Origin of the sequence: Psychrobacter maritimus (assembly GCF_029953575.1) — a bacterium.
GTDB lineage: Bacteria > Pseudomonadota > Gammaproteobacteria > Pseudomonadales > Moraxellaceae > Psychrobacter > Psychrobacter maritimus.
In genome coordinates, this window is the sequence record NZ_CP124526.1 from 194,424 (window position 1) to 207,330 (window position 12,907).

The window sequence follows — 12,907 nt, forward strand, 5'->3', positions numbered from 1 at the left end:
ACAAGTTTTAAAAAAATGCTGGTTTTTAGCTATTTAGACCTTATCGTTTTCGTCACGACGTAAGCCATCTTGCCATTTGTTATCAGCGTTAGACGATTTGTCCAAGCGGTCCGTTTTTGCTTGCAAGCTTTCTGAACTCTCAAGGCCATTTGAATTTGAGCTGTCTAAGCCATCTACATTATCAGCATGAGTATCAGCCGCTCGATTCAAACGATGATTATGACCCATGCGCTCGCTTAGGTGCGTTTCTGCATCACGGTGACGCGGGTCGAGCGCTTGTGCTTCAGGGTTTGATTCTGCAAAATCGGTTTGTGCCTGAACTTCTTTGACGGTGTCTTGCTCACTGACCATTTTGACATCGCCATCGCTTTCATAACCATGGTCAGGATTGGCATCACCGGTTGCTTCTTGTTTGTCATCTGCTGCAGGCTCAAGATTATCAGTCGTTGGCTCAGCTGTTTGCACAGTACTATCAGTCGCGATGCCGTTTCTTATTTGTGCATCGTTTTTCAATTGCGCATAATCCGTCAGCTTATAAACTGCATTCTCTAAACTGTGCGGATTGTGACGTTCTTGCGCTTTAGATAAATGCTTATCGAACACATCGGTCAATAACGAATCAAAGCGTATGGCATTATATTGAATAAGTACTTCAGCCTCTTCTTCGGTAATGTCACCGTTTTGGCTGGCATATACCACATGATCTTCAAAGGTAAGACCTTCAAAGCTGTCTTTATGCTCCGCCTTTTTAAATTTCTGCCATAAAGGCTCAACGTCAAGCAGCGTTTGATAAGCGTGTTCCATGCGTCCGGTGACATCATCAGGCTCAGTATTGTAATACACCATGGTTTTAAGATAATCGCGGAATGGATTGGCTTCAAAATCATCCATAAAGGTATCGCCCAATTGGCGTTTTAGCTCATCGCTGACCGGCGCAAAGATACGCCCACTTGGGAAAGTGACAAAGCTGACTAAGCTTGCCGCCATACGATTTGGGAAGTTGGCAAATAAAGACAAGAACGCTTCTTGAATGGTATAAAGGCTATTTTTTAGTGCCACTTCTGCATGCAAGCGTTCGGCTTTAGATTTAGAGCCATATTCATAAAATTGTAAAATCGCTGTACAGATAAATAGATGCGAATGGATATCGGCTAAGCGCCCAGAGAGCATCTCTTTACGTTTTAAATCGCCGGCTAATAAGCCTAAAGACATATCGGCGGTTAGGGCAAAGCCTGCGCTTAAACGGTTGATGTCTTTATAATAAGGACGGGTAAAGCCATCGGCAAAGCTTGGCGCATGATTGCTGCCACCGACATAGCCTGCGACAAAGGCTTTGGCACCGCGATTAAAGGTGTAGCCTAAATGTTTAAAGAATAAATTATCAAACTGCTTGAGCGCACCTTCTTTATCATCACTTTGCAATAATTGCAGCTCATCAAATAGATAAGGATGACAACGCATCGCCCCTTGACCAAAAATCATCAATGAGCGCGTTAAGATATTCGCCCCTTCAACAGTGATAGAGACGGGAATGGCTTGATAAGGAATCGCTAAAAAGTTACGTGGTCCCATCTGCACCGCACGACCGCCAACCACATCCATGCCATCATTGACCACCATACGCATGGTTTCGGTGGCATAGTATTTTGCCATTGCCGTCATCACCGATGGCGTACCACCTTGGTTCAAGCCACAGGTGACTAGATGACGAAAGGCCTCGAGCATATAAGTGTTACTGGCCATGCGACTGGTGGCATCTTGCACGCCTTCAAATTTACCGACAGATATTTTAAATTGCTCGCGAACCTTTGCAAAGGCACCAACGGTCAAATAGGTGACTTCACTGGCAGAGGTCGATAGCGCGGGCAAGGAGATACCGCGTCCAACGCCCAAGCATTCCATCAGCATACGCCAACCGCGACCAGCATTCTCAACGCCGCCGATAATATAATCTAGCGGGATAAAGACGTCTTTACCATCAACCGTACCATTCATAAATGGCGAGCCGATTGGATTATGACGAGGACCGGTAACAACCCCTTCATGGCTGGCAGGAACGAGCGCACAGGTAATACCGTAATCGGTCTTTTCAGGGTCGCCAAGCAAACCTTCTGGGTCATGCATCTTAAAGGCCAAACCAACGACGGTGGCAATAGGCGCTAGAGTAATCCAGCGCTTAGAGAAGTTCATACTCAGGCCGAGCACTTGCTCGCCTTCATGCATGCCATAGCAAACCACACCCGTATCAGGAATCGCGCCTGCATCGGAGCCCGCTTCAGGACCTGTCAAACCAAAGCAAGGGATTTCTTCGCCTTTGGCAAGACCTGGTAGCCAGCGTTGTTTTTGCTCATCGGTGCCGTAATGCATCAGCAGCTCACCGGGGCCGAGCGAGTTTGGCACCATGCAAGTAACGGCAGCGGTTGGTGAACGCGAAGCGATTTTACTCATCACGCGACTTTGAGCATACGAGCTAAATTCCAAACCGCCATATTCTTTCGGAATGATTAAACCCAAAAAGCCATTGGCTTTAATAAAGCGCCACGCCTCCGGTGACAGCTCTTTATCTTCATGATGGATTTGCCACTCATCAAGCATGGCACACAGTACTTCTACTTCATTATCAATAAAGCTTTGCTCTTCTTCTGATAATTCAGGATAGGGATACTTGGCAAAGGTGTCCCAATCTGGCGCGCCCATAAACAGCTCTTTTTCCCACCAGCTGGTACCGGCATCGAGGGCTTCACGTTCGGTATCGCTCATGCTTGGCATCGCACCGCCCAAGGCTTTATAAACAGGCTTGGTAATCAATGATTGGCGCAGCGGCGCGATTAGCAATACTAAGCATAGTAGCGCTAACGGTATGCCTAAGATGAGCGACCATGGACTGATAAAGGCGGTGACAAGGATGGTCACGAGGGCGACGATACTACCGGTGACACGGGATAAAGATAATAAAAAGATGGCCAAGACCATGGCTAACTGAATGATTACTGCCAAAATAAATAAGCCGATGGCCATGACTGTCTCCTTTATAACGCTGAATGCACAAGCGTAAAATTTAAATGAATAAAAACTGATGGAATAATTCTAATTGTTATTTTATTTTTCCATCAGATTTGTTATGCGATAAGTTAATGTATATGACAAAATAAATGCCTGTTTGGTACTTCTTTTCTAGCAGTTTTTAAAATTAATAAGGGTAAACCCACTATCAAATAAATCTATCAACAGTAGGTCTATCAAGAACTGCCACAGCAAAAATAAAGTTAACTACCAATATGAAACAGTTGTTTATAACTATCAAGAGCCAAAATGCTACGCTGTGTCGATAATATGTATCAAGCGTCAGACAGAAGTCGCTAGTCAAAGGGCGCTAGGCTTTTCTCAGCGTACGAGAGCGTTTCATTGCGCCCGACGATGATATGGTCAATTAAAGACAAATCTATTAAGTCGCAGGCTTTTTTTAGCTCATAAGTGAGTAAATTATCGGCCGTTGATGGGGTAGCGTCAGTATGAGGATGATTATGAGCAACGATAAGCTGACTGGCAGCGTGGCTCAACGCATGGCGTAACACATGTTTGATGCAAACCGAACAAGAGGAAATCCCGCCAGTAAATAGTATCTCAAAATTGATTAGGTTTAACGCATTATCCAGACATAGTACGGCAAAGACTTCACGATGCTCACCGCGCAGCTGGGTGCTGATATAGTCTTTGACCATTTGCGAGCGCCCAAGCGCATGACCTGTCTTAAGCTGACTGTCTAAATAGCGCGTACCCATCTCAAGCGATGCCAGTATCTGGGCGTATTTGGCAGGACCAATACCGTGACAAGCAAGTACCGTCTCTTGCGGCGCAGCCAACAGCTCTGCTAGGCTACCAAACTGGTCTATTAAATGGCGGGCAAGCTCAATGGCCGATTGCGACTGGGTGCCTGTGCGCAAAAATATCGCTAATATCTCAGCATCAGATAAATGAGCGGCGCCAAATTTCAGCAGCTTTTCACGCGGTCTATCATCTTCATGCCAGTCTTTAATTGCCATTGTCACTCCTTCATAATGGGGGTAAGTGTCAGATAACTGAGATAAATCTACAAAACTTCCCCTAACTTATCGCATAATTGTTACTATAAGCGCAATTTTTATCTTTCATTTTTTTATTGATGCCATGCTTATGTCAAATATTGTGCTTGCTATCACCGGCGGTATCGCCGCTTATAAATCTGCTATGTTTGCCCGTCTACTTATCAAGGCGGGCTTTGATGTGCGCGTCATTATGACCTCGGGCGCACAAGCGTTTATCACGCCTCTTACCTTGCAGGCTTTGACGGGCAATGAGGTACATATCTCATTACTTGATGAGCAAGCAGAAGCGGGGATGGGTCATATCGAGCTTGCTAAATGGGCCGATTTAATTATCATTGCACCTGCCTCAGCCAATACTTTGGCGCGGCTTGCGATGGGTATGGCAGATGATTTATTGACCACCGTATGCCTTGCAACGACAGCGCCGGTCATTATTGCGCCAGCGATGAACCAGCAAATGTGGGCGCATCCAGCAGTGAATCTGAATGTGCAAACCCTGCGCGATATGAATTACCAAATTATCCAACCAGCCAGCGGCGAGCAGGCATGCGGTGATGTCGGAGCAGGGCGCTTGCCTGAGCCTGAAGAGTTATTAGCCGAAGTGCTACTGTTTAATGCCATGCAAACCACGCCGCAGTTATTGGCAGGTAAACGCGTGGTGATTACTGCAGGTCCGACGGTAGAAGCCATCGATCCGGTGCGTTATTTGTCCAATCATTCTTCAGGGAAAATGGGTTTTGCCTTAGCGCGTGCTTGTGTGGCCGCTGGTGCAGAGGTTATTTTGATTGCTGGTGGCAAAGTTGCGCTGCCAACACCGCTCAATGTCACGCGCATTGACGTCCTGTCAGCTAAAGATATGCTTGTAGCAGCGCAGCAATGTGTCGATGGTACGCATATTGCGCTACAGTATCTGCCTGAAGAAGATCATGACCATTCTCACGATCATTCTCATGAACACAGCCACGACCATGCTCATCAGCATGGCGATTGTGATTGCGGTGAAGCGCATCAACATGAACATGCTGAGATTATCACCAATGACAGCGTAAAAGTTGCTGATATCTTTATTGCTACCGCCGCAGTTGCTGATTATCGTACTGAAGAAGCGGCGCCGCAAAAAATCAAAAAAACGCAAGATGCCATGACGCTAAGCTTGGTTAAAAACCCTGATATCCTAGCGACGATTTCGCTTGCCCATCCTGAGCTGTTTGTCGTTGGTTTTGCAGCAGAAACGCAAGATGTCGAGCACTATGCGCGTGGCAAGCTAGTATCTAAAGATTTGGATTTAATCGCTTGTAATGACGTCTCACGCGCAGATATTGGTTTTGCCAGTGATGATAATGCCATGCAAGTGTTTTTCTCAGAGCGTTATGAGCACGATAGCGTGATACTTGAGAAAGCGAGCAAAGATGAGATAGCCAAGCAGTTGGCTACTATTATTGGCGAAATAATTTGGCAACGTCATCAATCATAACCAATCATAAGAAACCGCCTCGTTATGCTGTTTCTACTGTCGTCGATATCTGTCGTCGATATCTGTTGTCAATATCGCTATTAGGTCGTAAGTTTCTATGACGAATATGATGGATAACGATAGCACCCAGACGTTATTACTGATAGCAATCTTTGCGCTAGCATCATTGCTGCATGGTATTAGCGGACTGGGTGTGACGTTAGTAACCACCACCGCGCTTGCCAGTATCTATCCGTTACCCCATGCTATCGTTCTAGTGATTTTTCCCTCATTATTACTTAATGCCATGACTTGGCTAGCGGGTGGCGGGCGTACTATTTGGCAAAATTTCATCTATTACGGCAGGCGCTATTGGCTATTAGCACTCACCAGCCTGCTCGGTAGTATGCTTGGTGCAAAATTGTTGCTGTGGGTCGATAGCGCTTATATCTTATTGGTATTGGCAGCGGTTATTGGCTTTTATGTCGTCAGTAGCTTGCTCGGTAAGCAAATTCGTCTGCCCAATACCAAGCCTGTGCTGATTATCGTTGGTCTGAGTGCAGGCATTATTGGCGGTGCGACCAATGCCATGTCGACCATATTAATGATGTATTTATTGTCCGCAAGTGACGATAAGCATACCATCGCCAAAGTCGGCAACATGTGTTATTTCTTGGGTAAAATTGCCCAAATGATTGTCTTGCGTGAGCCTATCATGGCGCTCAGTCACGGTGAGTGGCAGCTGATTACTCTACTAAGTGTTCTATCTATCGCCGCGCTGCTAGTTGGTATTCGCTTGCGCCGCTACTTGCCACAAGCACGCTTTCGCCAGCTTATTTTACTGATTCTCATCGTGCTAGGTATTCGCGTGGGTTGGCAGGGGATAACGGCGTTGCTATAAACTTAGCGATTGAATAAATTTACCGATTAAACAAATTTAACAGTATGGTGGCAACGATACTGGTGATAATCATTGTGACGACTGGAAAATATATTCTGGTATTGCCTGAAGTGTGTTTGATATCGCCTAGCATATTGCCTATCCATGAAAACGCATTTGGAAACAGCAGCCAAATAACGCCGATAATAACCAGCAAAATGCCTATGCCTATCAATATTTTTGCCATCTAAACTCTCGCTAATCTCTCTAATTTTCTTACGTTATTTTGTCACGCCTGTTTCTCAGTTGCACATTATTCAATCAATTCTGCAAAAAACAGCTGTTGTGCCAAACGGAATGTATTGCAGTGCGCTTCGACCACATCTTCGATATCTTCTGAATAGCCGCCGCCCATGACGATAGCCACGGGAATATTGGCCGCTTTAGCTTGTTGTAGGACAAACTCATCACGCGCTTTACAACCTTCTATCGTCAGACTAAGTTTGCCCAATTTATCGGTTGCTAACACATCGACCGCAGATTGGTAAAATATCATATCCGGCGTAAATTCATTGATTAAGCGCGGCAGCGTATCCTCTAATATCTGTAAGTATTCTGCATCACCCGTATCATTATCCAGTTCGATATCTAAGTCTGAGACTTGTTTACGAAACGGGTAGTTTTTTGCGCCATGCATACTAAAGACAAAAACGCGCGGCTCATCCGCCATGATACTGGCATTGCCGTTACCTTGATGAACGTCCAAATCAACTATTAAAATTCGTTGCGCCTGTCCACGATTTAATAATAAATTGCTGGCGATACACACATCATTAAAAACACAAAATCCCTCACCATGATTGGCAAAGGCATGATGGGTGCCACCAGCGACATTCATCGCCACGCCATATTGCTGGGCGAATAACGCACATTCATAAGTGGCATGGGCAATATAACGCCCACGCTCTACCAGCTCTGGTGTCATCTCAAAACCAATGGCGCGCGCTTCTTTACGTGGTAAGGTTTGAGTTTTAAGCTGCTGCCAATAGTCCGCTGTATGCGTGGTTAAAATCTCCTCTTCTGTCAGACGCTTCGGAGCAAAAAAATTCTCATTATTGATAGTTCCTTCAGCCAATAAGCGCTCAGGAATCATGGTGTATTTTTGCATGGGAAAGCGGTGCTTTTCGGGTACGGAATAACAAAAAATGTCAGAGTAAGCAATTTTTAGCATAATATTAAATGGTTTCTATTTGAGAGAGTTTTTAAGACTAAAGGGTTTTCATGGCTTTGAAAGTAAGATTTTGAAAATAGGCTTTTGAGAATAAGATACTAATGAGAAGTTATAAAAGCACAGATATCCAGTTTGATTATTGAACAAATTGGGTGGGTAAGAAAAAAGTTCGCGCATCCTCTTGTTGATGTAGTGTCATCAGTAAGTCTTGCAATTCTGTAGCAGGATTTTGATTGTTGACCAAGTCACTAAATATCTCGTAAGTAACCGTGGTCATCGCGATGACACTTTGTAGTAAATGCTCAATGGTGTTTTCATCCATACCGACCGCTTCGACATCGATGGCGTTTTTGTAGCGTATCTCGCCATCATTGATATCCATCTCAAGATTGCCAATCAGCATGTCGTAATTGATCTGGGTAATCAGTAGCATGGCGGCGCTTTGATGGCTTTCGGGTATCAAAAACGGCAAAATACCGTAGACTGCCAGCAAGTTGTTTTTTTCTTGCACACGAAAAAGATAGCCGCAATCGAGCTTTTTATTACGCATCCTCAAAGACAAATGGTGTGATTGCTGGCTGTCAATATTTTTATTGCCACTCGTTCTAGGTCGATAATGGTTATAGTGCCATTGTTGCTCGTCAAAATACTGCTTAAGATAATTGACAATCGGGGTGTCATCATCACTATTTTGCTTTGTCATACCTTCGATATCATTATCAAAATAAGCGTCAGTATCAGTATCAGTGCTGCTATCTAACCTACTATCAATATTGCTACTAAGGCTGTTATAAATGACGTCATCGGAACGGTCATCAAAGCTGTGGTTTATGTTGCGATTTGAATTACGGTTTAAATCAGGATTAAAGCCGCTGACATCCGTATCATAATTGTCATTGTCATCACTGTCTTTAGGACAAGTTTGAATACTATCTTTCTTATTTTTTGAAGGATGAGAGTTGTTATTATCCTGTTCTGTTAAATCCAAATCCGTGCCCAAATCTAAGTCTTTAGCCGCCTTGATATCATCAATGACAGCCTGCACAGCCGATATGTTGAGCAGCTGTTTAATTCTTTGCCATAAGCTGAGTTTAGGAGATTGGCTCATAGGATAGTAGGCTAACTAATAAAAGGTGAAATTTAAAAACTAAATCATAAACCGTACGCTACAACAGCAGATTAATCGCTGCCAAATATCAATCCTGCTTTGATACTAGGCTGGGCGTAAAACGCCTGCAGCATATCTGTTATATGCGCCGTAACCCATGAGCTTTCAAGGGCGTCAGTGACGACAGGGAGCAGGGCAGTACTCAATTGCGTTATTGCCTGCTCATCGATATGTAGGCTTGCCGCGATATTGGCCATGCTATCGGCTTGATGGTTGCTATACCAAGTATCGACGCCCGCTGCCACAAGGCTGTGCAAATAAGGCGATAGGCGCAAACGGTTATAGCTTTGTTGGATGCTGTTTTCAATATGCTCAATACTGCTATCGTTAGGCTCATCACGTAAATAAGTTTGGATTTCGCTAATCGGCTTCTCTTTGATGCGCCCCCAACCCGTCACCAATAAACGCGCAACCTCTTCATTGGATAAATGCGCTTGGGCATTGGCTTCTGCTTTATGCGCTAAATCTTTAATATTGCGATGCAGGTACGTCTGCAATTTTTCATCAAGATTGCGATTGGTTGCTTTTTCAAACGAGCTACGTCCAAACTTCATCAGTTTACCGGCAGCACCGGCTTTATCTAGCGTGGATTCCATAAAATCATTGATAGCGTGATACAGCGTTTGCGTTAATAAGTCTGCAAAGGTTTCATTACCGACCAGTGTATGCACCAAGATATTACGCTGCTCTTCATGACTACCGACGTAGCTGGCTAGAATCTCAACTTGCGTGTCATCGACCAATTCTGATAAAGGCACATTATCATTAACGGGATGATAAATAATAGTATGCAAAATATCACGAATATCGCGACGTACCCCCTCGCTGAGCGGCTGTTTAAGAAGCCAGTCATTAATAAGATGCTGCAAATCATCGCTACTGATATATTTACTCAGTGGCTGCTCGCCAAACCATTGCCAAGCCTGCATCGATAGCGGCTGCGCTTGTGTACATAGCCATTGCTGCATAAAGGCCACTTGCGCCTCGATTAAGCTGTCTAGGGTTAGCATCGGCGTGTCTGATTTTCGCGCTGGGTTTTGAATATCTTTTGAAGTCTGCATAGGTTTTGAGGTCATAGTAATCGACAATTTGTTATACTGTGTGGTTGTGGTAAGCATAAAGTATTATGCCATGAACCTCATCTGTGTTTGTGATGAATATTGCCTGCTGCTTAATAAATAATGAGAGGTTTGGATGACGGCTCTGAATACAGCCTTACTTGTGCTTGATGAGCTGACGGTTCAGCGCGGTGAAACTCCTTTATGTGAAGGGGTGACGCTCAATCTGGCTGCCGGTAGCATCTGTCACTTGGTTGGTGCTAATGGTACGGGCAAAACGACGCTACTGATGCAATTAGCTGGATTATTGCCAGTGCTAAGCGGTGAAGTTGTTTATCAAGGAGCAGCAAGCTTACCTGTGCAGCCTTTATATGTGTCGCATCAATTGGGTATTCATCCAAATCTGACCGTCGCCCAAAATCTAACGTTTTTGCTCAATTTATATGGCATTAGCCCTAGTACCGCCGATATTGATGACGCCCTTACGTGGGTAGGATTACAAGGGTTTGAGACCATCAGCTCAAGCCATTTATCTGCGGGTCAGACGCGGCGCATTACCCTTGCACGCTTGTATTTATTAACGCCTGACGTCACCCCTTTATGGTTGCTTGATGAGCCCTTTACCGCGCTTGATGTCGATATGGTGGCCCGCATGGAAGACAGGTTGCGCGAATTTGCTACGGCTGGCGGGGCGATATTAATGACCAGTCATCAGGCCGTCGGCGTTGCCAATCAAGTGCTCGATTTGTCTGATTATATGGTGTAAATGCTATCAATCTAACTGCCATAAGCATCAATCTAACTGCAACAAGCGTCAATATAAGTGCGACAAGCATTAGTGGAAGAGCGAATAAATGATAGACACAGACAGTGCAGTAAAAACCATGAATACAAGCTCGAATGCTAACACTTCAAATGCTGGTGGAGCTGCTGTGCGCGCTATCAGCTTTATGCAGCTTTGGCGGCGTGAATGGCAGGTCAAGCAGCAAGGAGCGGTACAGTGGTTATATCCATTGGTACTGTTTTTAGTGATTATTACCTTATTTCCGCTAGCCGTTGGTAGTGAGCCTGCTTTATTGCAGCGCCTCGGGGTGTCAGCGGTCTGGATTGCAGCTCTATTGTCATTGGTGATGGGTGTCGATGGTTTATTTAAGCCTGCCCTTGATAATGGCACCTTGGCACAATTGGTCGTCGCTAAAGCGTCACTGCCATTATGGGTGCTGATTCGTTTGGTTATCCATTGGATTTTTAGTAGTGGTATTGTGGCAGCATTAAGTTTGCTTGCTGTGCCTTTATTTCAGCTGAGCTGGTTTGAGGCGTGGATATTGATGGCGTCCATTATTACTGGCAGTCCGATGCTGCTTATGTTGTCAGCGGTCGCCAGTAGTCTGACACTATCATTGAAGAATGGCGCGGTGCTGGTGCCTTTGATTGCCTTACCAATGCAGTTACCAGTATTGATTTTTGCTACCGGTGCGGTTGATTTATTTGCCACAGGTCTCAACGGCTTACCGATTTTGGCTTTATTATTGGCGGGTAGTATTATTTCGGTACTGGTGATGCCATGGGTGATTGCCTTGACCTTAAAAATGGCATGGCTTAATTAAAAACCCATGCTGGCATGTCATTCTTTTTTCATTAAAACCCTTTATATTAACAGCATGGTGAAAACCAGCAACTTTGCTATAATAGTCTATTAAACAAACAGTCACGTGTAGATTCTATCCAGCGTTCAACGCCAGCAAGTTAGCGGGTAGTCGTATGAATCATGCGTTTTACTCGATAACTACTAGCTGCGTAATAGGTTTATTCCCATGCCCAACCTGAATAATGTCTCATCTCCTAGCCTGTGGCAACGCATTTGGCAAGTTTTCTTGACCACGGTGGGTACCAAGGAGTTCTTTCGCATCTTTGCGCCTTGGGTTAAGTGGCTGGCGATATTAGCTGGTCTCTGTTTGCTCATCGGTAGTGTTTGGGGCTTGGCATTTGCGCCGCCTGATTATCTGCAAGGCAATAGCTATCGCATTATCTTTATCCATGTACCGGCTGCCAGTTTGGCTATCTCCATTTATTTTGCTTTAGCCGTACTGGGCGTCATTTATCTGGTATGGAAAATTAAGACCGCGAGCCTTGTGGCGCAGGCGTTAGCGCCGATGGGTTTTTTGCTTTGTGTGATTAGCTTGCTGACCGGTTCTATTTGGGCAAAACCGACGTGGGGTACGTATTGGGTTTGGGATGCACGCTTGACGTCTATGCTCATTTTGGCGTTTTTGTATGCGGGGGTAATGGCATTGTTTGCCGCCTTTGAACATACCGCCAATCGTGGTAAAGCGGCGGCTATTTTGTCTATCGTTGGCGCTGTCAACTTGCCCATTATCAAGTACTCAGTACAGTGGTGGAATACTTTGCACCAAGGTTCAACCTTTACGCTGACTGCAGCACCAAAAATGTCGGCGGATATGTGGATGCCATTATTACTGATGATTATTGGCAGTTATTTATTGGTTGCAACGTTGGCCATTTACCGTACCAATACCCTGATTTTATACCGTGATCAAGGTAAAGCGTGGGTCAAAGAATACGTTCGTGGACAAAATAAATAGTCCTATAAAATATAACAATATAGCTATGAACAAACCAAATAACGGCTAGGGAAATATGATGCAGCCTTACTTTTATAGCGTCTCTGAGTTTATCGCCATGGGTGAGCATGGGGTGTTTGTCTGGTCATGCTGGGCAATTACAGTCGGCATGATGCTGATTTTTATCATCTATAGCCGTCGTCAACGGCAAGCGCTTATCAAGCAGCTAACGATTCAGCAAGCGCGTCAAGCACAGCGCGCTGCTAAGACTCCTAATCCTGCGACCAAACAATCCTCTTAACAATACTCCTTAAACAGTCCTTTTTAATATCAAATTTTTAGCTTATAAAATTATTATTATCCAATGGTAAATATATGATCTCATCAGTTGCGAGGGGGCTTATTGATTTGGGCAAAAAATGCTACCATATAGGTATTAGAAAAGTACGG

At 44.7% G+C, this 12,907-nt stretch carries 12 protein-coding genes; 6 read left to right on the forward strand and 6 right to left on the reverse strand.

Annotated features, from left to right (window positions below):
* Positions 1-33: 33 nt before the first annotated feature.
* A complete protein-coding gene (locus tag QJS82_RS00835; RefSeq protein WP_281490903.1) occupies positions 34-3,018 on the reverse strand; it encodes an acyl-CoA dehydrogenase in 2,985 nt (994 codons plus the stop codon).
* A 341-nt stretch (positions 3,019-3,359) separates the two neighbouring features.
* Entirely contained in the window at positions 3,360-4,043 is a 684-nt protein-coding gene (radC, locus tag QJS82_RS00840; protein ID WP_281490904.1) for a RadC family protein, read from the reverse strand.
* 130 nt (positions 4,044-4,173) lie between these two features.
* Here radC and coaBC point away from each other — a divergent pair, with 130 nt between their 5' ends.
* Complete coding sequence (coaBC, locus tag QJS82_RS00845) at positions 4,174-5,559, forward strand: bifunctional phosphopantothenoylcysteine decarboxylase/phosphopantothenate--cysteine ligase CoaBC (protein WP_281490905.1); 1,386 nt, start codon at positions 4,174-4,176, stop codon at positions 5,557-5,559.
* A 97-nt stretch (positions 5,560-5,656) separates the two neighbouring features.
* On the forward strand, positions 5,657-6,439 hold the full coding sequence (locus QJS82_RS00850; protein WP_281490906.1) for a TSUP family transporter: 783 nt from the start codon (positions 5,657-5,659) through the stop codon (positions 6,437-6,439).
* A gap of 19 nt (positions 6,440-6,458) precedes the next feature.
* On the opposite strand, the gene QJS82_RS00855 is transcribed toward QJS82_RS00850, so the two are convergent.
* The 4 genes from QJS82_RS00855 to QJS82_RS00870 all read right to left on the reverse strand — a co-directional run bounded on the left by QJS82_RS00855 (position 6,459) and on the right by QJS82_RS00870 (position 9,878).
* Positions 6,459-6,665 carry a DUF2905 domain-containing protein gene (locus QJS82_RS00855; RefSeq protein WP_281490907.1) on the reverse strand — a complete coding sequence of 69 codons (207 nt, stop codon included), beginning with the start codon at positions 6,663-6,665 and terminating at the stop codon, positions 6,459-6,461.
* 66 nt (positions 6,666-6,731) lie between these two features.
* On the reverse strand, positions 6,732-7,649 hold the full coding sequence (locus tag QJS82_RS00860) for a histone deacetylase family protein (protein ID WP_281490908.1): 918 nt from the start codon (positions 7,647-7,649) through the stop codon (positions 6,732-6,734).
* Positions 7,650-7,785: 136 nt separating this feature from the next.
* Positions 7,786-8,757: a YbjN domain-containing protein gene (locus QJS82_RS00865; protein ID WP_281490909.1), complete on the reverse strand. Its 972-nt coding sequence runs from the start codon at positions 8,755-8,757 to the stop codon at positions 7,786-7,788.
* Positions 8,758-8,828: 71 nt separating this feature from the next.
* Positions 8,829-9,878, reverse strand: coding sequence for a hypothetical protein (locus QJS82_RS00870; protein WP_281490910.1), 1,050 nt, complete (start codon positions 9,876-9,878; stop codon positions 8,829-8,831).
* A gap of 133 nt (positions 9,879-10,011) precedes the next feature.
* Between QJS82_RS00870 and ccmA the strand changes: the two genes are divergently transcribed.
* From ccmA to ccmD, 4 genes are all read left to right on the forward strand, one after another.
* On the forward strand, positions 10,012-10,641 hold the full coding sequence (gene ccmA, locus QJS82_RS00875) for a heme ABC exporter ATP-binding protein CcmA (protein WP_281490911.1): 630 nt from the start codon (positions 10,012-10,014) through the stop codon (positions 10,639-10,641).
* 184 nt (positions 10,642-10,825) lie between these two features.
* Positions 10,826-11,482 carry a heme exporter protein CcmB gene (locus tag QJS82_RS00880; protein WP_281491646.1) on the forward strand — a complete coding sequence of 219 codons (657 nt, stop codon included), beginning with the start codon at positions 10,826-10,828 and terminating at the stop codon, positions 11,480-11,482.
* Positions 11,483-11,689: 207 nt separating this feature from the next.
* Complete coding sequence (gene ccmC, locus QJS82_RS00885; protein WP_281490912.1) at positions 11,690-12,478, forward strand: heme ABC transporter permease CcmC; 789 nt, start codon at positions 11,690-11,692, stop codon at positions 12,476-12,478.
* 55 nt (positions 12,479-12,533) lie between these two features.
* Positions 12,534-12,758 (forward strand): heme exporter protein CcmD, encoded by a 225-nt coding sequence (gene ccmD / locus QJS82_RS00890; RefSeq protein ID WP_372830399.1) that lies wholly within the window; start codon positions 12,534-12,536, stop codon positions 12,756-12,758.
* The last annotated feature ends 149 nt before the right edge of the window (positions 12,759-12,907 follow it).